The 19,753-nt window shown below is 42.2% G+C and carries 16 protein-coding genes and 2 pseudogenes; 9 read left to right on the top strand and 9 right to left on the bottom strand.

What is annotated here, in order from left to right:
- Nucleotides 1-460: 460 nt before the first annotated feature.
- Nucleotides 461-2,221 carry an ABC transporter ATP-binding protein/permease gene (locus R7R24_RS02020; protein ID WP_191115913.1) on the bottom strand — a complete coding sequence of 587 codons (1,761 nt, stop codon included), beginning with the start codon at nucleotides 2,219-2,221 and terminating at the stop codon, nucleotides 461-463.
- Nucleotides 2,222-2,532: 311 nt separating this feature from the next.
- Here R7R24_RS02020 and R7R24_RS02025 point away from each other — a divergent pair, with 311 nt between their 5' ends.
- Nucleotides 2,533-5,175, top strand: coding sequence for a hypothetical protein (locus R7R24_RS02025; RefSeq protein ID WP_149192053.1), 2,643 nt, complete (start codon nucleotides 2,533-2,535; stop codon nucleotides 5,173-5,175).
- A gap of 204 nt (nucleotides 5,176-5,379) precedes the next feature.
- On the opposite strand, the gene R7R24_RS02030 is transcribed toward R7R24_RS02025, so the two are convergent.
- On the bottom strand, nucleotides 5,380-6,285 hold the full coding sequence (locus R7R24_RS02030; protein WP_165439074.1) for a LysR family transcriptional regulator: 906 nt from the start codon (nucleotides 6,283-6,285) through the stop codon (nucleotides 5,380-5,382).
- Nucleotides 6,286-6,394: 109 nt separating this feature from the next.
- On the opposite strand from R7R24_RS02030, the gene accD reads away from it, so the two are divergent.
- The 5 genes and pseudogenes from accD to R7R24_RS02055 all read left to right on the top strand — a co-directional run bounded on the left by accD (nucleotide 6,395) and on the right by R7R24_RS02055 (nucleotide 9,702).
- Nucleotides 6,395-7,264: an acetyl-CoA carboxylase, carboxyltransferase subunit beta gene (gene accD, locus R7R24_RS02035; RefSeq protein ID WP_149192051.1), complete on the top strand. Its 870-nt coding sequence runs from the start codon at nucleotides 6,395-6,397 to the stop codon at nucleotides 7,262-7,264.
- A gap of 238 nt (nucleotides 7,265-7,502) precedes the next feature.
- Nucleotides 7,503-8,363, top strand: a pseudogene (locus R7R24_RS02040) (immunity 49 family protein).
- 40 nt (nucleotides 8,364-8,403) lie between these two features.
- Nucleotides 8,404-8,640 (top strand): annotated as a pseudogene (locus R7R24_RS02045) (threonine aldolase); the annotation flags it as partial.
- A gap of 82 nt (nucleotides 8,641-8,722) precedes the next feature.
- Nucleotides 8,723-8,983 carry a DUF5062 family protein gene (locus tag R7R24_RS02050; RefSeq protein ID WP_005376453.1) on the top strand — a complete coding sequence of 87 codons (261 nt, stop codon included), beginning with the start codon at nucleotides 8,723-8,725 and terminating at the stop codon, nucleotides 8,981-8,983.
- 224 nt (nucleotides 8,984-9,207) lie between these two features.
- The gene (locus R7R24_RS02055) at nucleotides 9,208-9,702 is read left to right on the top strand and encodes a YcxB family protein (protein WP_149192049.1); all 495 of its coding nucleotides are present in this window, start codon (nucleotides 9,208-9,210) and stop codon (nucleotides 9,700-9,702) included.
- A 119-nt stretch (nucleotides 9,703-9,821) separates the two neighbouring features.
- Here the strand turns inward: R7R24_RS02055 and R7R24_RS02060 are convergent, their stop codons facing one another.
- The 3 genes from R7R24_RS02060 to R7R24_RS02070 all read right to left on the bottom strand — a co-directional run bounded on the left by R7R24_RS02060 (nucleotide 9,822) and on the right by R7R24_RS02070 (nucleotide 12,236).
- Nucleotides 9,822-10,562: a helix-turn-helix domain-containing protein gene (locus tag R7R24_RS02060; RefSeq protein WP_005376444.1), complete on the bottom strand. Its 741-nt coding sequence runs from the start codon at nucleotides 10,560-10,562 to the stop codon at nucleotides 9,822-9,824.
- A 104-nt stretch (nucleotides 10,563-10,666) separates the two neighbouring features.
- On the bottom strand, nucleotides 10,667-11,128 hold the full coding sequence (locus R7R24_RS02065; RefSeq protein ID WP_005376442.1) for a carboxymuconolactone decarboxylase family protein: 462 nt from the start codon (nucleotides 11,126-11,128) through the stop codon (nucleotides 10,667-10,669).
- Between the two features lie 196 nt (nucleotides 11,129-11,324).
- A complete protein-coding gene (locus R7R24_RS02070) occupies nucleotides 11,325-12,236 on the bottom strand; it encodes a DMT family transporter (RefSeq protein ID WP_213883428.1) in 912 nt (303 codons plus the stop codon).
- 93 nt (nucleotides 12,237-12,329) lie between these two features.
- On the opposite strand from R7R24_RS02070, the gene R7R24_RS02075 reads away from it, so the two are divergent.
- From R7R24_RS02075 to R7R24_RS02085, 3 genes are all read left to right on the top strand, one after another.
- Nucleotides 12,330-13,235 (top strand): LysR family transcriptional regulator, encoded by a 906-nt coding sequence (locus R7R24_RS02075; protein ID WP_005376440.1) that lies wholly within the window; start codon nucleotides 12,330-12,332, stop codon nucleotides 13,233-13,235.
- Nucleotides 13,236-13,501: 266 nt separating this feature from the next.
- Nucleotides 13,502-14,329 (top strand): MBL fold metallo-hydrolase, encoded by an 828-nt coding sequence (locus R7R24_RS02080; RefSeq protein WP_172462914.1) that lies wholly within the window; start codon nucleotides 13,502-13,504, stop codon nucleotides 14,327-14,329.
- 250 nt (nucleotides 14,330-14,579) lie between these two features.
- On the top strand, nucleotides 14,580-14,981 hold the full coding sequence (locus tag R7R24_RS02085; RefSeq protein WP_005388788.1) for a VOC family protein: 402 nt from the start codon (nucleotides 14,580-14,582) through the stop codon (nucleotides 14,979-14,981).
- A gap of 462 nt (nucleotides 14,982-15,443) precedes the next feature.
- Here R7R24_RS02085 and R7R24_RS02090 read toward each other — a convergent pair whose 3' ends face one another.
- The 4 genes from R7R24_RS02090 to R7R24_RS02105 are packed head-to-tail and all read right to left on the bottom strand — an operon-like array spanning nucleotide 15,444 to nucleotide 19,747.
- On the bottom strand, nucleotides 15,444-15,788 hold the full coding sequence (locus R7R24_RS02090; protein ID WP_054577852.1) for a hypothetical protein: 345 nt from the start codon (nucleotides 15,786-15,788) through the stop codon (nucleotides 15,444-15,446).
- A 41-nt stretch (nucleotides 15,789-15,829) separates the two neighbouring features.
- A complete protein-coding gene (locus tag R7R24_RS02095) occupies nucleotides 15,830-17,338 on the bottom strand; it encodes a TnsD family Tn7-like transposition protein (RefSeq protein WP_213883430.1) in 1,509 nt (502 codons plus the stop codon).
- 8 nt (nucleotides 17,339-17,346) lie between these two features.
- The gene (locus R7R24_RS02100; protein ID WP_054577854.1) at nucleotides 17,347-18,303 is read right to left on the bottom strand and encodes a TniQ family protein; all 957 of its coding nucleotides are present in this window, start codon (nucleotides 18,301-18,303) and stop codon (nucleotides 17,347-17,349) included.
- Nucleotides 18,296-19,747 (bottom strand): AAA family ATPase, encoded by a 1,452-nt coding sequence (locus R7R24_RS02105; protein WP_054577855.1) that lies wholly within the window; start codon nucleotides 19,745-19,747, stop codon nucleotides 18,296-18,298. The genes R7R24_RS02100 and R7R24_RS02105 overlap by 8 nt, the downstream gene beginning before the upstream one ends.
- Nucleotides 19,748-19,753 lie beyond the last annotated feature (6 nt).

Raw genomic sequence — 19,753 nt, forward strand, 5'->3', positions numbered from 1 at the left:
AGCATTGATGTCTCAAACATTGTAACCATAGATAGCAACACAAAACGCGGTAAACTTTTTCAGTAATGATTTCCTATTTTTGAAACCTTAATTGTTACAAATGAAGTTGATTGGGTTTTATATGGTAGTTGTGAACGAGTGTTTCTAGTTGAAGGGAGAATACGCTGGTTACTGGATTCTTACTGGAATTCCTTTGTTAAAAGGCGAGCTGCTTGGTTTAATGCCGCTCGTTTAACTGCGAGTGGCATCTTTTGTATTTCGTCACCTTGTACAGCGACGATGGGACATGATGTGGGATCTTCTATCCTAGCTCTTCATGGTCTAAATTATCTCATTAACCACTCAGAGCTAGATTCTTAGTCTCGCCAAGGCTCGCTGGACTGACACAAAAACATCGTTAAACTCCTGTTATTAAATTATTTGGTCCGCCTTTGCTTACTTTTGAACGCTTAACTAGGCGTTACTCCAAGTGCTTAAATTGCAATGCCACAAGTCGCTGATACAACTCACAGCTTTGCATTAATGATTGGTGGTTACCAACATCGACTAACTCGCCATTGTCGAGCACCGCAATTTTATCCGCATGTTGGATAGTCGAAAGACGATGAGCAATAATCAGCGTTGTGCGTCCTTTCATTAGAGCTTCAAGTGCTTGTTGAACGTGATGTTCACTTTCACTATCAAGGGCGCTGGTAGCTTCGTCTAGCAGTAAGATTTTTGGATCTTTTAGAATCGCGCGAGCAATCGCAATACGCTGCTTTTGTCCGCCCGATAGCCTAACGCCGCGCTCCCCTAAAAAGCTGTGATAGCCTTCGGGAAGCTTCTCAATAAACTCATGGGCATGGGCTTTTTTCGCGGCTTCGATAACTTGTACATCCGTCGCTTCAGGATTACCGTAGCGAATATTATGAAAAACATCATGGCTAAACAGCGCTGGTTGTTGTGGTACGAGCGCCATTTGACGTCGAAGCTCGTTTGGGTCGAACTGTCGAATATCTTCACCACCAAACAACACTTGCCCTTTTTGCGGATCATAAAAGCGTTGCAGCAGTTCGAATAGTGTTGTTTTACCGGCACCAGAAGGGCCGACCAACGCCAACACTTTTCCTTGTTCAGCAGTTAGATTTAACTCTTTGATAGCTGGTTGATTTGGGCGAGAAGGGTAGTTGAAACTCACCGAATTAAAGTTAACCTCAGCAGGCATGTCGGCACGGACAGGCAAATGGTTGCTTGGCGCTTTAATATCACTGGCTACTTGAAGGATCTCAATCAGCCGTTCGGTAGCACCTGCGGCTCTTTGCAATTCACCCATGACTTCGGAAATGGTTGCAGTCGATGAGGCAACCATAATGGCATAAAACACAAATGCGGCTAGGTCACCCGCAGACATTTTTCCGTGAATCACATCGCTGCCGCCTATCCAAAGCATGCCTGAAATCGCGCTGAACACAATCACAATAACGCCTGATATCAGGATCGCTCGCTGCTTTACTCTCTGTCTGCCTACTTCATAAGCTTTTTCCACCTCGACAGCGAAAGCCGCTCGTTCATGCGACTCTGAGCTAAAACTTTGCACGGTTTTAATATGTTCTATCGCTTCTCCAGCGTAGCTTCCGACATCGGCCATTGAGTCCTGACTTTGGCGAGAGAGAGCACGCACGCGTCGTCCATAAAACAAAATTGGCACCAAAACCAAAGGCACAGAAGCAAGCACAATCAGCGTGAGCTTAACGTTGGTAGCGAATAACATAATGATGGCACCAAAACACATCAAAGCGCTACGCATCGCCATCGAGAACGATGAACCAATAATGCTTTGCAGCAATGTGGTATCGGTAGTCAGGCGCGACATTATGTCGCCACTACTGTTAGTCTCAAAATAGCTCGGATGCAGCGTAATCACATGATTAAACACCGCAAGGCGAATATCCGCACTAACGCGCTCACCTACGGCAGAGACAAGGTAAAAGCGAAAGAAAGTCCCAATGGCAATACACAATGTGACACCGACAATAAACTGAATCGCATTGGTGAGCTCTTGCAATGATTGCTGAGCAAAGCCTTGGTCGATAAGAATGCGCACTCCATAGCCAACGGATAACGTCAAACTTGCTGTCGCGACAAGGGCAACCAAGGCTGCCGCAACCCGCCATTTATAAGGTGCAATAAAGGTGCTGAGTTTAAGAAGAATGCTGAGATTTTTGTTATTTTTTCTGCTCATGAGTGACTCACAAAGCGTTTTAGGTACCTGGCATAGTAAGCCAGTTTGGTTGATGAGACCAGTGGGGCTCTGGTTCGAGTAAAAGACGCCATTTTACTGAGGCTAGGGTGGGCTATTTGACCCCAAGGAATCAAAGAATTGTCAGGGGAAGTTACTTCAATTAGCCAACTCCACGGCACACCAATTTTCCATTTGAATTTCTAGTGAAGAATATAATGCTTTAGAATTAGTCTATCCTTACCTAAGCGTTTGGTTTATAATGAATTTATTCGATTAGGTTCTAAGCTTTCAATAAGCAGGAGGCTGGCTTAATGCCACAAGTAATAAACTGGTACGATATTGCTGAGAAATTGTTGTCTTCACAACCCGGTGAAGGATGTAAACCTTTCTTGGATGCTTACGATAAGCTCAAGCTCGGTGATGTTTGTGGTGCAGTATCGGCACTAGAAGAATTAAATGAACTGCAATACTACTTGAGCACCATAATGCTTGAAATTCAGTTGGTTGAATTGGGGGGAGATGTCACTCAGTTACCGTTATTCACACTGGGCTTACGTGAAAATGTACCTGTTGAGTCGCTGAAAACCTCTGAGATCTATCATGAGTTGAACCGAACTTGGACAGAAAAAGTTGCTGTCTTATTACCTTATGATGATGTCATGTATCGTAACCAATACTCCCGTAGTGATGGCGCATTGGAGGGTGTGATTCGCGCTCTCTGTGCCCAAGGCAAGCACGAAAAAGCGATACCTTATGCAAAGGCATCTAATACCTACAATCGCGAGTACGTAGCAGAGTCATGGGCTGAGATTATCCGAGGATTAGCCGATGGGAAGCTAAAAGATCAAGCAATTTGTAGCTTGAGTTCTCTTGGTGCACTTAGACCAATGATTCAAGACGGGGGGGATGAGGCGGCTGCCTATGGCACAGCTATTGAAACATTCGCAACCATCAACTTAGACAGCAATCACCCTGAAGTGCAGCGTTGTTATAAAGGATTGTTACGTCTTGCTCGTCATTATGCGCCAAGAGATTGTCGCTCTGGCGGTACATTTCGTGCAGCTGTCGCAGCGGCGAGGCTTGCAGGAAAACAAAATTGTGAGCGATGGTATGAAATTGCTGAGTCGCTAAGTAAGTATATCTGGAGTGCAGATCTCAATCAGAGAGCTAGCATCGCTTTAGAATTGGCATCCTATCAAATGGAAAAATGCTCAATTGAGGCTTTAAAGGAACATGTTGAACTGATTGGGTATGATTGGTCGGCTATTGATGACCCTGTATTTATCCTCAACCAATATGTAGACAGCAAAAGTCAGCACAAGCCAGATGCCGACACTGAACTGGCCAATGCAGTAAAAGCTGGCAAAGATGTTTGTGCACTAGTTGAACAAAGGATGATTGATGAAGACAAAAAAAATCCATTCGGCGCAAAAGAAGAAAATCGGTTAAAACTAGGGTGTAAGCTTTGCCTACCCGATGATGAACTAGAAAGGCTATACTCGGAAATTGCTCCTCGCTGGCAGAAATCGGCTCTAATAAATGGTGTTGCGTGGGGTTTTGAAGGGCAACCAGAACGTATATTACCCTATCTAATTAAGGCGTATCCAGAAGGAGATGAATTTGGTAACTACACAAAGCGTCTTCTTCCCTATTTAACTACGGAGTTGTTAGATAAGGCAGAAAAATTCTATGTAGAGAGTGAACAAAATAAACCTCTAACGTTACTTGCTGCTTATTGGTTTACAAAGGGAGATTTGTTAAAAGCGACAAGAGTTATTGGTAAACTTGGTAAGGCGACGTCAGTTGAAGAGTGGACGCCGTATTATCGTAGAGGGTTCCGTGCAGATAAACCGTTCATCACTATTGGTGAAAGCGAAAATAGTAAGAATGAACGGCCTTATTCGGGAGAGGTTGCAGATATTCCTTCGGTCATTAAAACATGTAAAACTGCAACTGCACTATTAGACGCTGTCAAGAAGCACTGGCAGGATGAAGCGTTTGTTCATGCAGTATTAAAAGCAGCTCAGTTGAAGAAATATCAAAAAAACTATGACGATCGCAGTGCTATCATTCAGCTGTTTATTGTCGCAGGTAGAGTGGATCAGGCTGTCGCATTGATACCTTCAGTGAACAAAGGGAAAAGTAAGCCAGGCGATGGTGATTATGCAGTGGAGCCACTAAAGGTTGTTCTTGACTATTTAAATGACTGCCCTGAACAAATAACACCTGAATTATTGACTTCATTATTGAATGAGGTTGCTAAAGTATTCCCTCAATGGGTGTGGAAGCTATTTTTCCAGTTAAGTCGATTAAGTTGTCGGCTTTCTATGCCATCTCGTGCTGAGCTGATGACTGAAATATTGGCAGTGAAACAGAAGGGATATCGACGACGTTTTGATCATGTGACTTTCTACTTGGGAGTATTAAAAGGCACGTTAGAAGTAGAAGGGTATAACGAACGTAATAAGTCGGAAATAGAATCCTGGTTTATGACTTTGAGTGAGCTAGTTCGTGGAGACTCTATGTATGTCGATTCAATCTGGATTATCAGTCAGTATGCCAACCTGAAAACTCATTTGCCTGAAGATATTTGGCAGCAATGGAGTGCAGATGTGTTAAATGTCTTGTACAGCTGTCAAGGGTTCAGGGGAAAACTCCATCCATCGCAACTATTTGAAGGTGCTTATCGTCATTTATGGTCTGTGAATGATGACAGTATCATGGGGTTGTTTTTACAATCAGGACAATTACCTCAACATCTTCATGCGGAGATTTGTAGAAGTATCTGGAAAGACATTCACCTTGCACCCAATCCGTTTGCAGTATTAACAATGACGCAACCTGAGCAAGCATCGACTGATGTCATGAAGCGTGAATTCGTTGAAGCATTGAGTCGGGTACTTATTCAGGAAAATCATCCGGATGCGCATCGTCTTAAAAACTTAATGGCATGAAGCGAAGAAATTGCGCAAGGGTGAATCTTTGCGATCTGACTTAAATTTTGTGTCAAGCTAATAACGAGAATGAATGGTTTGATAAGTTTCTAATCATGGGGGCAAGTTTTGCGTTTTGCTAAATGCAAGACTTACCCTAAGTCAAAGAAGAGCGGATAAGGTTACTTGTGTTAATTTGGTACTAATTCAGACCTGATCTGACAGTTACCCACTTGTTTCGTTATTCGCTTGGCGTTTTAAGTGCTCGATAAACTCCGGGATCTTCTTGGCTAAGTGTTTTCTTGAAGCGTAAAAGGCATACAGCACCAAATCTTCGGGTTCATATTCCAGTTCGATCACTTCCAGATCTCCTGATTCGATTTCTTCATGGCAAAACTCGACAGGTAGAATCGCAAACCCGAATCCTGCTAACGCGCCGGCTTTTGCAAGTTGCCCACTGTTGACCTTAAATGCAGATTGTACTCGTTGACTTATCAGTTCTCCTTCCGAATTTCTGAAAACCCAAGGTGTTCCTTTCAATGCAGTAAAGCTGCTGATACAAGGAACGTGCTTCAAATCGGTAATTTTGAAAGGTCTCTGACGTGTGTGCAATAGCTTAGGTGATGCGACCACAATACTCGGCCAACGCTTGATCTCTTTTGCAATCCAATTGCTGTCTTCAAGCTTGCCGCGGTGAAAACTCAAGATAACGTCAAACCCATCGAGCAAGTCCTCTTTAGGGCTTAGGTTCGTCTCGCAATTCAATGAAATAGCAGGGTACTGAGCACAAAAAGAGACGACGGCTTTAGCTAGTTCTGGTGAATCTGGCATGACAACGTTGAGCTGCCCCATGACCTCACGAGAGTGTTGCGTCACTTCTTCAAGCGCATCATTCAGTTTGTCTAACAAAGGCTGTGTGCGTAAATAGAGCTGTTCTCCAGCGTCTGTTGCACAGATTCGTCGAGTCGTTCTGTCGAATAAACGCACATCAAGCTGTTCTTCAAGTAACGCAATATGGCGACTGACATTTGATGTCGGCAGAGATAAAAACTCGGCGGCTCTTTTGAAGCTATTGTTCTCGTAGACACAATGGAAGCTTTTTAGCCATTGCTGATCAATTTTCTCAAGCATCTCCATTAATCCCATTTGGTTGGATTATAAAGCCAATAAGTTGCACTTTGTTACTTAAAACAGGTTTATACAATGCGAGTTACCGTTGTTTGGGCATAAAGGTTTTCCAATGAGTTGGTTAGAAAAACTATTAGATAAAAAGAACATCATTAATACGCGTAAAGCGTCGATTCCGGAAGGCGTATGGACTAAGTGTCCGTCTTGTGACCAAGTGCTGTATCGCATCGCGCTCAAGGAAAACTTGGAAGTTTGCCCCAAGTGTCAATACCATTTGCGAATGTCTGCGCGACATCGTTTAGATAGCTTCTTGGACAAAGGTGAGCGTATAGAGCTTGCTAGCGAATATGAGCCGAAAGATCTGCTCAACTTTAAGGACAAGAAACGCTACAAAGAGCGTCTTGCTCTCTCTCAAAAAAGTACTGGCGAGAAAGATGCGTTGGTCGTAATGAAAGGCGAGCTGTTGGGCTTACCCATCGTGGCTTGCGCGTTCGAGTTCTCTTTCATGGCTGGCTCGATGGGGTCGGTTGTGGGTGCTCGTTTTGTTGATGCCGTGAATACGGCGATAGAGGAAAATTGCGGGTTAGTTTGCTTTTATGCGTGTGGTGGCGCACGTATGCAAGAGTCGCTGATGGCTTTAATGCAAATGGCAAAAACCAGCGCTGCGTTGGAGCGTTTATCCAATGCGCGCTTGCCTTATATCTCGGTATTGACCGATCAAACCTTTGGTGGCGTCTCGGCAAGCTTGGCAATGCTGGGGGACATCAATATTGGTGAGCCTGAGGCAAGAATCGGGTTTGCAGGGCGTCGTGTGATTGAACAAACCGTGCGAGAAAAGCTACCGGATGGCTTTCAACAAAGCGAGTTTCTGCTTGAGCATGGCGCTTTAGATATGATTGTGCAAAGGCACGATATGCGCGAGAGGATAGGCGGGTTGATAGCAAAACTCACTAATACAAGCATCCGACTAGAAGTTAAGTAATTGCGGTTGGCTCATGCTTTATATGTTCTTTGAGATATTTACTGATATGCAATCGATTGATTTAATAGCGTAAAGGCGGCTTTTCGATTCATTTCAATTAAGTATTGCTTTTCGATATAAGATACTGATTATAAATTGATTTCATAAAACAACTTCGGCATCATTCAATGCTTGATTTTGAGGATGATTATCATCACGGCAAAAATTAGAACAACTTATAATGCGAGGCTAGGGAACGATGGAACCAATGAAAAATCACTATTTAGAGATACCTGAAGAAAGAAAATTGCGTATTTTTCGTGAAGAAGACGAACGTTTCTATAGTTTTTGGGAAAAAATGCTTGATGAAAAACAATCTTTTTATCAGCAACCTCTCAAAAGAATGAAAGGCGATGCTTGGCATTCGCTCCGCTCATTCTTCACTGCTTCAAAATATGGACAACATCATGCCTCGCCAGCTTATATAAAAAGAGCGCTTGAGTTACTGAATAACGTGTACTGACTGGCCAATCATTCAGAGCAAGTTGTTGAATTCTCCGTTGGGCACCGACATTGTTCGGAAGTAGGTAACCGTTCTGTTGCAGGGGGAACGATGGATGCTTGGTTGGATGAAATCTGTTTAACGATGGCCGCGAGAGATTGGCGCGGCGTAGAGCTGATGACCATCATGGATGAGTCGTTAGTGCGTTTAAAAGATCCATTCGATGTTGCGCTAGTCGAGTTCGTTAACGGTGTATTTAGCAATTCATCAGCGTTACCTGAGTTATTGCAAACTGTGATGGAGAAATCTTCTCCGCAATACTTAGAATCAACCAGAGTGCCCTATGTACATTCTTTGTTTATTCCATTTGTGAATGTGTTTGTTGCCATTATCGATGGCGATGAGGCGCATTATCAAGAAGCACTGAAAGATGCGTTAGAGGCGCATTACCAGTTCTACATGAATGAAGATGTTCGTTATTCGCCAAAAGGGAATGTTTCTTTGAAACTGATTGGTCTTGCTGCATTGGCATACGATAAGTATGGCTGGACAATTCCAGAAACCGCATATTTGCCGAAATGGCTCGTTTACGGTGAACAGGATCTTTGTTCTAAATAAATCATTAATAGAACACCTTATGTAGTGTCTGCAGCAATGCCGTTCGGCAGCACCTCGAGCAAACATGTTGCACCTTATCCTGCCTTTCAGCTGTGAAAAGTTGAAAGAACTTCAACATACTTTCGCTACAGAAAAGGGCATTTGGTTTGGTAATCCGCAAGTCACGGCACATCCACATCAATCCATCGTTGAATGGTATGTCGGTGACTACCTGCTCAGCCTTGGTGACGAAGAATTAAGGTTATTTTTCAACCAGTTACTCGGTGGTAAGACATAAACTTATCAATATGCGAGCTTACTAACACGCCATACGTGACACTTCATGTATTCTTAATTGAAGCGAAGAAGAGGATTTATCAATGTCAAAAAGCTCCAAGCTTCACAATGAAGACAAACTGGTTAAGAAGGCACTAGAGATTGGTGGGAAGATGGCGAAGCTACAAGGCTTTGATCTTCCACAGTCACCACAACCTCTAAGAGTAAAAGCGATTTACCTATTCTTGGTCGATGCCAAACAGATCACGCCATTACCGGAAAGCAAGCTAGATGGCGCAAGCATCAAACACCGACTAGCAGTATGGATACACAGTGCGTTGCCAGACAACGACCCTCTAAAGTAGAAAGCCTGAAGAAGTTACATAGGTCATTAATTAACAAGGCGAGCCAGATGGTTCGCCTTGTCTGATCTTGGCAAGTGCACCGAGGTCTTCTAATGTTTCGTTATTATTGATTTACAAAACAGCATCAAAAGGGCTAAAGATAAAGCCAGAGAAGCGCTACAATGCTCGCGTTGCAAGAGTGCAACCAAGAATACTCATTTACAGAAGCCTTAAAGTAACCATACATGTCTAAAGATTTCGAATTCACTACAGAATACACACTCGACAAGCCTTTCTTTGCTGAGTGTTATGATCAAACTAGCCAGCCAACGAAGTTCCCGCATGCTTACCTAAAAGCGATATTGTTTCTAATTTTTGGCGTGGTCTTATTGGAGTTTGAACTGCTACCTAACGGTTATGTCGGTTGGTTCTTTATCGTATTGAGTGTGATTGAAGCGTGTAGCGTTTACTTCAAAAGAACCTGGTGGCTATGGCGTCAAACCATCAGTTCAAGCCGTGGCAGCAAAGTAGTGTTTGAAGTTAATGCAGATGGCGTGCGCTATAAAAGCGGTAAAATCGATCGCAGCCTCGCTTGGAGTGAAATCGACCAACTCGAACAAACCGATTTGGGCTTTATCCTTCACCTTGGTAAACAACGCCAATACATCAGCAAATCTTGCTTAAACGAAGAAGTGATCGCGTTTATGGTAGAGCAGCACGCAGCATCAAAAGCGAGCTAACCAGCTCATATCAAGCTGGAATGAGCGATCGAAAAAGTAGGTGATATATGATCGAACATTGTAACAAGTATATGGTCGATTCTGAATCAATGGGGTTTGATGTAGAAAGCTAATAAGGCTTAGAGGTTTCTCTTTCGGACATACTGCTTCGGTGTCATGCGCGCAATCTGCTTACACTCTCTAGTCATGTGTGCTTGATCGGAAAAACCTTGCTCCAGCGCCAATTCCGATAAAGTAAGATCGGGTTGCGCTCGGAGTTGCTCTAAAGTGTGCTTCACTCGTTTAATGCGTTGGTAATGTTTAGGAGTAATCCCCAACCATTTCTGAAAATTGCGCTCTCTCTGGCGCTGACTGATGGTCCCTGTAGGTTGTTCAATAATGTGGCCGACATACTGCGGTTCATATTCCTCAATCAGTGTTTGAACCCAGCGATATAACGTAGAAATCCTTGCATATGGCGAACGCGCTGTTTGCAGAGACTCAAATGTTGCTAGCGCAGAAGAAGCCAAAGGGTGGTCGTCTTGAATCCGCAATAGCTGTTCTAGACGTTTACCAAATAGTTGATAACCAACAGCAGGATGAAAGCGTACGCCAGTCATCACCGCGCCTGGCGGTAGGCAGACCTGATGTGCGAGAATGCTTATAGGCAGTAGGACAACCCCCGGCGTTTGCCACTCACCATCCATTTGTACTTCATTCTGTAAAATGAATACCACACCTGTACCAGCATCACTGAGTAATTGTTTACGTACGGTTTGCGTCGTATCAGGTTTGACGGATGCTGACCAAATGGCTTGAACATAGCCAGCTAAAGCCTTTTGAGGTTTTAAAATATCAAATTCTAAGTTCAAATGAATCATCCTATTTAACCTCAACTTAAATGAGAAAGTGATACACATGTACTTTTCATCATATAAAGTTGAGGCATAAGCAGTGGCTTACAAGTAAGAACCGTCAAATAGAATTATCGAGGTTTATAGACTCCAACCTTTGGCTTAAATGCCTTAACTATTCGGTTCCAACTATTGATCGCGTTGATCGCAATTGTTAGGTTGACCATAGCTTCTTCTCCAAAGGTATTCAAGGTCAGCTGATAGGTATCATCATCTACTGGTAGGCCAGCAGTTAGTAATTCAGCCCAGCCAAGCGCAACGTGTTCTGCATCGCTGTAGAATGGCATATCTTTCCATGCACTAAGCCCCCATATGCGTTCCGGCTTTTCACCTAACTTAAGCGCATCTTTACTATGCATGTCGATACAAAATGCACATTGATTGATTTGCGATATGCGTAACTTAACCAGTTCCCATATGATCATGTTCATAGTTTCTGATTGGCTAAATTGTTCATGGAAGTAAGCTTCCTGAGCGTATAGGATTTCTATTGCTTTTGGCGCTACTTCAATATAGTTGAGTCGTTTTTTCATGGTCATTCTCCTCTGTTTTTTACATAGTAAAAAACGCTCTTAGCAAAAGATTGAAGATTTTCGACATGCACTCAATAAAATTAGATAAAAGAGTGAACGACGAAAGCGAAAAGTGTACCTATTGGAAACCAAGAAAACTTATGCCAATTAACAAAGTATTGCTCTAAATAATGCGACTTAAGGTTGGCGTCTATTTTTACTCCACCACCTTCCGTAAACGAGCAAAAGGTGCTGAGTTACCTATATACACACCAGCCGCAACGATAAAGACGCCTAAAACATTTTCCCATTGAGCCTGCTCACCAGAAATGAACGAAATCAGTAGAGTGAATACCGGCATAATATTAAATAATGGAGACATCTTATCTGGACCAAGAACGATAGCGCCTTTCATCCAAAAGTAATAAGCAATCAAAGTTCCAAACAGGCTCATGTAAGCTATTAATGCTAGGTCTTTAAATGTTATGGCATTTAAGCTACGGCTAAAGTCGCCGTGGTACATCGCTATAGCGACCATTTGAATGGCACCAATACTTAACACCCAACGTAACTGCTGAGTTACTGGGATATGAGATGTTAAACGCTTCGCTAGAATTGTGTATAAACACCCACTAATTAAAGCAAATAACATGTATAGATCACCAATATTACTATTGCTGCTAATAGAATGAATATTTCCCCCTGTAATGACGATTACCACTCCACAAAAGCTGATTAGTGCACCTAAAATAGTTTTAACCGAAATGGAAGTTTTGAGAATAAAGCCCGACAACAAGATAGTGACAAGTGGTAGGTTTGCCTGAACAACCGCTGCGTTAACTGGGGTAGTAAATCTCATTGCAGAGAAAATAGAGAAGTTTTGGATAGTTACACCCACGGTTGCTATAACAAACAACGACAACATACTTTTTCGTGTGAGTTTGGCTCCATATGGAGAGCGTTTAGTACCTCTTATCAGTAAGAGTATTAAAGCTGCAACGGAAAATCGTAACGTCGCTGAATCCAAAGGAGAGACATCGCTATTAATAGCCTTTATTGCGTTAAAGTTACTAGACCAAAAAAAGATAGCGACAACAACACCGCACCAAATTGATAAATGCTTAGACATAGATCTTCCTGATAAAAATTAACTTGACGCGATAATGCTATATATTTCATATTTGATTTTTAATAGCCAAATTTAAGAGGGTTAATCCCAAATATGGAACGTCACTCTTTGGATGATCTTTTGTTATTCGTTTCTGTTGCTCGCTATCAAAGCCTAACACAAGCATCTGAGCGTCTTAATGTCCCGTTAGCCACGCTAAGCCGGAAGTTAAAAAGGCTGGAAACAAACTTAAATTGCAGACTATTTAACCGCAGTGCACACCACTTTGCGTTAACAACTGATGGCGAAAAATATTATCAACTCTGTGAGCCGTTACTTCTTAGCTTAAATAATGTGACATCGAGAATTGCGACTGAGCGTCAGTCTTTAAGCGGAACGATCAAAATATCAGCGCCAATTAACATGACACAGATGTGGTTAAAGCGGTGCGTTTATGAATTTGCAGAGCAACATCCGAAGATATGTATCGATTTAGATGTACAGAATGAAAAAATCAATCTTGTATCTAACCGTGTCGATGTTAGTTTTCGTCTTGGTGATCTTATTGAACAAGACTGGATTGCTCAGAAATTATGGTCGATTCCATTTGCGCTTTGTGCATCACGAAGCTATTTAGAACAACACCAACCGATTACCCATCCAGAACAACTTGTTCATCATCGCCTAATTACGGTAAACAACGACAGCCAATGGAAATTAGTTAATCAAATCACCAATGAAACATTTGATCATCCGCTAAAGTTTCAATTCACTTCAAATGATGTACTGCTAGTTAGAGACGCCGTCATCCATGGTTTAGGAATTGCGTGGATTCCAACCTATTACTTTCATGAGCTAAACCATGATCAACATAACCTGCTGCCTTTGTTGCCAGAATGGCAATGCTCGGGTAAAGAAGTATTCATTATGTATCGAGACCGCGATAAAAGGCCTGCAAGAGTTGATGCATTTATTGAACATGTCTTAAATTGGAAAAATCGCATTCAAATGTTTGCTTGAAAGAGGTTTATCACATTGTGCTGTGCCGGTAACCTCAATTGAAGCTTCATGACTCTGCTTCAATTGAGTTCATTTATTTAACCTCTAAAAGAATCATGAATACATAGGCAGTTAATGGGATTCGAGTTTACAAGTGATTCGGTCAGCTAAAACTAAAGCTAAGTAGAAAGTATTTGCAGTTGTATTTGCGTCTGAAAATCGTTTAGAGCTTTCTCATCCGCGAGGTTCTATAAGAAATTATTAAGGATATATTTGTGTGTGATTTCGTGAAAAAAATTGTTGTAGGTTTACTTTTAAGTGCTTCGTCTTTTGCTTCTTTAAGTCAATATGTTCCAGCAATGAATGATAAGAACGGTTATGTAGAACCATTTCAAATGTTTGATAATGTCTATTATGTAGGAGACAAGTGGGTCTCATCATATGCCATTGCTACAGACGACGGACTGGTTATCATTGATACGCTTGATTTCCCTTACTCTGAGTGGATACCTATCAACCTAGAAAAGCTAGGGCTAAAAGATAAGCCAATAACGCACATATTGGTAACTCATGGGCATTCTGACCATGTTGGAGGCGCCCAGTTACTTCAAGAGAAGTATGGTTCCAAAGTTGTGATGACCAAAAGCGCTCATGAACTATCTATACAGCAATCAAACAAAAGCGAAGGTGAGAACAAGTTCCTTCCTCCAAATTTAGACATAGAGATAAAAAGCGATAGCTCTATGGCTATTGGTGGACATGAGTTTAAGTTCTATCTCACACCTGGCCACACGGAAGGTGATTATTCCTTAGACTTCGCTGTTGAAGATAATGGCGAACAATATCGTGCTTTTATCGTTGGTGGGCATAGCGTAAGTAGCAATGATCCAGAAGTTATTGGCCAGTTCCTGACTAGCATGGAGAAAATTAGAAAAATTTCACTACAGGCACCTATTGTGAACGTTAACCTTTCGAACCATCCACATAAAAATTTCCTTTTTGAAAATAGGAAGAAGCTCGGCACAAGCGGTAACCCGTTTATCAGTGAGGCAAACTTCTTCATGTTCCTTAAGCAACAAGAAGATTTAGCTAAGGGAAAACTAGAAGAACTATAATACCATGGTATACGAGCAGCCTTCGTTATTAGGTTAGAGGTTTACTCTTGAGTTATAGCTAAGGCTTTAATAAGTTGCTCAATCAAGATTCGACACTGGTGGCAGCTATATTGTTTGTCGGTTCTAGTGACAAAGGCGCTGTGCGTAAACATTCGTATTGTGTGCCTTAAACCTTTGCAAGGCGTTACGTGCTTTCTGGAAAAGTCTCAAAATAGCGTACAATTAGCGTTTTGACACAGCGGAAATCATCATGGCCAAAACTGTTCAGCAGCAAATCGGAAACATTGCTCTAGTCGTTGAAAATTACGACGATGCTATCGAGTTCTATACTCAAAAACTTCAATTCACTCTGGTTGAAGATACCAACCTAGGTGGTGGTAAACGCTGGGTTCAAGTTTCTCCTCCAAACTCCAATGGTACAAACCTACTTTTAGCTCAAGCGAGTACACCGGAGCAAACGCATGCAGTAGGAAATCAAACAGGTGGTCGTGTTTTCCTGTTTCTGCAAACTAATGATTTTTGGCGTGACTACGAGTTGATGAAGAAAAATGGTGTTGTATTTAATGAAGAGCCTCGTGTGGAAGAATACGGGACAGTGGTGGTGTTCCAAGATCTCTATGGTAATAAATGGGACTTACTGCAACTGAACTAGAAACTACATAGCACCTGCATAGCATAGTGTTCATGAGGAGTTTCCAACAAGCCTTTAAGGCTCTGAGATATTAGTGCTAATTCAAAGGTTCTCAGAAGTTACTGTATTTCTAAATCACTTTTGTGCAAACAATAACTAGCCATCATTCCTTCTCGATGTATCAACAAGTGTTAGGGCGGCACACCAAAAACAAAAAGGCGAACCAAACGGTTCGCCTTTGTCGATTTAGAGACTACTGTCATCTCACAATTAAGTTTGTGACTGAGCGGACTGATTTAAAAAGGCTAATTTCACAAGAATCTGTAATTAAGATTGTGACAAATCATAGAAAGGACGTGGTTCATCTAAAACGATCCTGAATTAAAATTGTGACTACGAGTGTGAGGTCAACGGAGCATTTGATACAAACACTATCGTTTATACTTGGTTTCATTTAAGGATGGGCAATTAACCTAATAATTATCATTCGCAATTTAACGGGTGGGAATCCAAGCGTTTTCCTGCGGCTACTCTTCTGAGCAAAGGTGTAAAATCATCAAACAGTGCTTCCAGTAATTTATCGTCAACGTTGGAAGAACTTATCAAATGCAATGTAGGTAGTGCGGACTCTAACTGATAATCTACTTTGTAGATCTCGATGCAATCATCATTTTCAATTACGTCAAAAAGTGCTTTAAACAACCGCATCATTATAAATGCATAACGACTTTGAGTACTGTGTGTATCGAGGGCAACAATACGCGGGTAAATATTATCTAATTGCTTTGTAATCACAGCAATGACTATGTCATCACTAATCAGTGCCACTAGGGGATCCTCTTAAGCATTAGTCTGTTATGTGTAAAAACTTAACTTGTACTCTTATTGCCATTGTCATGAGTATCATTTCTAGAGGTGCGTCTAGAGTTACGAGGGATTGCTGCGGGTAGCTGGGTATAGAGCCATTGCTTGTCGTGTTTGAACAGCCATGTGTATGCCGATCTAGCTGCGTCTTGAATCTGTTTTCGAGTTGGTTTTTCGAAGCGATTTTTTGTAGAGATTAGTTTCTCTCTATGCTCACGTCTCTTACTTAAGAATCGGATTCTAGCTCGTAGACTTAATAACTCTGGGTACTGGTGAAGCTCTTGCTCAACAGCTCCATTGGAACAGCCAATATTAGTTGCGATCTCTTGCGTTGTTTTGCCATCAACCAGTTGATTCCAGATTGAATGACGTTGTTGTTCAAAAAGTTTCTGAGCTCGGCGATTAACTTCTACGCCATTTTTTATTGCTAAATGTTTGAATGTTGAAATGCTACCGCCTAGGTCTTTGGCTACTTGTCGTAGGCTATGACCAGCTTTTAGTTTTCTTAACGCTTGCTGTTCTTTTTCTTGTTTCGCTTCAAGTTGTTTTGTATTGACTCGCAAAGCATTTCGCTCAATTACCTTTTGATGCGTAATTTCTGCGCCTTGATAAAAGCGGATAAAATCATCAACAGATTCAAATTGTGCGCCGATCATCAATAGGTGCTTCAGTGGGTGATGGTTAGATGCTAGACCTCTGGTCATGCACGCAGGAAACTGTTGATTTTTACCTAATGAAAATACCGAGTTGACTGAGACGTCAGGGAGTAACTCACTCCAGTAATTTTCAAGTGCAGTGCGCCAAGCCAGTTGTCGAACATTTAGGCTTTCAGATGCATAACCTTTTTCTGCCAGACGAACTTTATAAGCGTAGATTAACCTCTCATTATCCAAATGCTGGAAATCAGAACTTAACAGCTCTCGACTCAGCTGAGCTAGTTTTACCGATGTTTTCGTAGCAAGATCAATATGAGGTGTGTGGTGCAATTGAGGTGGAAGTATCAAACTGCTGCGCGATCTTTTAACAGATATCAATTTTACTTGATGAGTACAGCAAGCAGTCACTCCAGGAAGTTGATGCTCTGTATGCCAGAAAGCGACACCGTGAGAATGCACATCGTTTGAACAGCATAGCGGACAATATCGAATAACTCGCGGTTCGCAAACCCGACTCGCAATAATCGAAAGCCGAGAATACGCTGTATGTGTATCGCCTTGAGCCATGTCAGAGCGTACAGATTTGAAGGTCTCTCGTGAGGTGAACAGCTGCCAGTAGGGTAATGCGCTATGTTCGTTAATTAGTTGTTTAACAGAAAGACCGGACAAATTAGCTAATATGCCAGCATAGCTAGGCAATAATGACATTAATTGGAGATGGTTTTCCCCAATTAGATATTTTAATGCTATTCGCTTTGATGGCATTCCGGAGCGTAATCCCCATCGAGCTAACCAACTGTATAGTGATTCTCCTTCAAAGAGGGTGGGAACAAACTTTGGTATATGGCTCTCCTTCACTCAAAAAGCTATGTAAGTAACTCAGAGGTAGCTGCTTCCAGACCTAAGAACTTCAATATTAGTAAGATGCTTAATGGTGGTGCCGAGTGTTCACGGTAAACGATTGAGGTAATCTTCAAAACTTTGTTCGTACTAGCTAAAATGTGTTGTTCTGGTTTGCTGTAAAAATGATCTACAACGTCGTTTGGTAGCCAGTCTTGAAACTCTTTTTGTAGTTGAGATAATTCATTTCTGATCGAAACACTGATGTTTGAAGGTAGCGCTTCATAACCGATTTTCTCTTTCATTACTTTTAGTATTGCCGCGTTCTGTATTCTCAATCCATTCTCTTGAAGGTGATAACTAGCGCTACTCAACCAATGTAGTAGTGGAGATTGATAAATTGAAGAATGGTCAATTTGTTTTGAACAGCTTGGGCACTTTCTGTTTATTGGAGGCAGCCAGTGTTTCTGGAAATCTTGATAACTAAAATTGCATTTTGGACAGAATGAATGTAGCAGCGAGTTATGCTTGTAACATGTTAATGCAGTAGGGAGTTGATGATAAGTGTGCCAGTATGGCGTTCCATAGTTCTCATAGTCTTCTTCAGCACATTCAGAGCACCACCGCCAGTTATGTGCCTGCTTAATCAGTTTTTGTTGTGCGGGTTTAATTCGTGTTTGTGATAGTTCCTCGTCACCAGTGAGTAATAGTGCTCTATCTTGATGTGTTAGAAACGGCGCATAGTAAGGAACAAGAGTATGTTGCTTTACAATGGCATCCCATCCTAGATTATCAACGAATTGACGAGAGATATCCCAATACACTTTTCGCCATACCGCCGCAGGGCTTAGGGCATTTACATTGTTCGATATCAGTTTTGCAGTAACGAGAAAGTCATTTCTACCGGTATGGTTAAACCAACGGGCAAGCACACTCAAGAGGTGTTCGTTAGGAAACGGTTTAGACAAATACTGGTTATACATTGTTGCTCTCCTCAAAGCCTGTCAGAAACACGGGGTCCAGGGGATTCGTATCAAGACCCAACATTAAGTTTTGGTCTTGAGGCATTTCGTTCTTAACTAACTGAGCTTGTTTCTTCGGGCATTTTTTCTGTTCTTTTTGCAGCTCCTTGTTACTGTAAACCGACTTGTGTGTATCGGTTCGAATTGAGCTTTCATACTCCGTTTTATTGCCGCTGCGATATTGGGCTAGGGCGGGGTCGATAAGGCCGAATTGATTCTTGTAGACTCGGTTGAGTAGGCCTACTTGATATGTGTGATAACCTTTTTGCTCATCCTCTGACTTACCCAGCAAGGTCACTAACGTTTCGTGATGAAGCAACGCGAGCCTGATCATGATGGCTGGCAGTCCACAGCTTAGCTGATGAAAACGCGCTTTAAATTTCTCAAGCAATGCTGCCTGATCTTCCCCCTCAGACTTAACAATCAGCGACTGCGGGTAAAGAGAGTTGAATAGCTGCTGAAAGTAGTCACTTTCTAGTTTGTGATTGGAGAATTTGAAAGCTCGATCATTCAACATGCGGCGCACAGTCGTTATATCTGAACCAATTCGGTGGTCGCCGGTATCTAAAGTATCGAATAGAGCAACTCCTGCCTCGGTGCTGCTCTGCACAATCGGGATCCCAAGTTTGTTGAACAAGCTTTCTAGAATTTGAAGCGATGGTGAATTAGCGTTTTTAGCATAAGCTAACATAAACTGAAGTTCATCAACGTGTACTAGCCCTAAATGATGCTCAAGAGCAACCTGTTGCATTCCTGACAAATGTTTGTCGACACTTTCTTTGTGTCTTGCTCCCCATTCTGCTGCATAGCTGGTCCCCATAGCCTGATCTACGGCTATGAAGAAATTGTTGGCCATGGCTTTAGGGGCACCGTTTGGGGGAAGGTCAAAGCTAATCCACGTCAGTTGCATGTTTCTGAAGTGTTGCCCCTTATACGAAGTATGTCGGATAACTTGTGGTATCCGTCGAAGCACTGTACGGATGGTTGTTGTTTTTCCAGTACCAGAGTCACCAGACACAAGCACTGTAGGCGCAGTTGTCATGCCGACAGGGATACCAACGGGGAACTTTCCTTCTCGAAGTTGTTCAGCGACACGAGCTTTCAGTAGTTCAGTATCTCTAGAAAGTGGGTGCCGTTTGATATATGAGTAAATCATCAGCCCTAGTAACTTGTTATACATGCTCCAAGTTTGTGGTAACGGTAAGTGTGAATCGGTGAGTTGCCGGAGCTGTGTCATCTGATAGAACGGCGGCAACGACCAAAAGTCAGATTGGATCTTCGGCTTTACAGTTATTCCATCTAGGAAAGTTTTCTGGTTTAAGTGGACCGAAAGGGCTTCGGTAAGCGGATTGTCATTGAGGTTGTTATCAGGGTGAGGCTGATAATCTGCTTCGATAATATACATAGTATT

The organism is Vibrio sp. 704, from assembly GCF_033339295.1.

Excerpts from the sequence above, each read along its gene's own strand:
- R7R24_RS02020 (WP_191115913.1), bottom strand. The coding sequence starts at position 2,221 with ATGAGCAGAAAAAATAACAAAAATCTCAGCATTCTTCTTAAACTCAGC.
- R7R24_RS02025 (WP_149192053.1), top strand. The coding sequence starts at position 2,533 with ATGCCACAAGTAATAAACTGGTACGATATTGCTGAGAAATTGTTGTCT.
- R7R24_RS02030 (WP_165439074.1), bottom strand. The coding sequence starts at position 6,285 with ATGCTTGAGAAAATTGATCAGCAATGGCTAAAAAGCTTCCATTGTGTC.
- accD (WP_149192051.1), top strand. The coding sequence starts at position 6,395 with ATGAGTTGGTTAGAAAAACTATTAGATAAAAAGAACATCATTAATACG.
- R7R24_RS02050 (WP_005376453.1), top strand. The coding sequence starts at position 8,723 with ATGTCAAAAAGCTCCAAGCTTCACAATGAAGACAAACTGGTTAAGAAG.
- R7R24_RS02055 (WP_149192049.1), top strand. The coding sequence starts at position 9,208 with ATGTCTAAAGATTTCGAATTCACTACAGAATACACACTCGACAAGCCT.
- R7R24_RS02060 (WP_005376444.1), bottom strand. The coding sequence starts at position 10,562 with ATGATTCATTTGAACTTAGAATTTGATATTTTAAAACCTCAAAAGGCT.
- R7R24_RS02065 (WP_005376442.1), bottom strand. The coding sequence starts at position 11,128 with ATGAAAAAACGACTCAACTATATTGAAGTAGCGCCAAAAGCAATAGAA.
- R7R24_RS02070 (WP_213883428.1), bottom strand. The coding sequence starts at position 12,236 with ATGTCTAAGCATTTATCAATTTGGTGCGGTGTTGTTGTCGCTATCTTT.
- R7R24_RS02075 (WP_005376440.1), top strand. The coding sequence starts at position 12,330 with ATGGAACGTCACTCTTTGGATGATCTTTTGTTATTCGTTTCTGTTGCT.
- R7R24_RS02085 (WP_005388788.1), top strand. The coding sequence starts at position 14,580 with ATGGCCAAAACTGTTCAGCAGCAAATCGGAAACATTGCTCTAGTCGTT.
- R7R24_RS02100 (WP_054577854.1), bottom strand. The coding sequence starts at position 18,303 with ATGTATAACCAGTATTTGTCTAAACCGTTTCCTAACGAACACCTCTTG.
- R7R24_RS02105 (WP_054577855.1), bottom strand. The coding sequence starts at position 19,747 with ATGTATATTATCGAAGCAGATTATCAGCCTCACCCTGATAACAACCTC.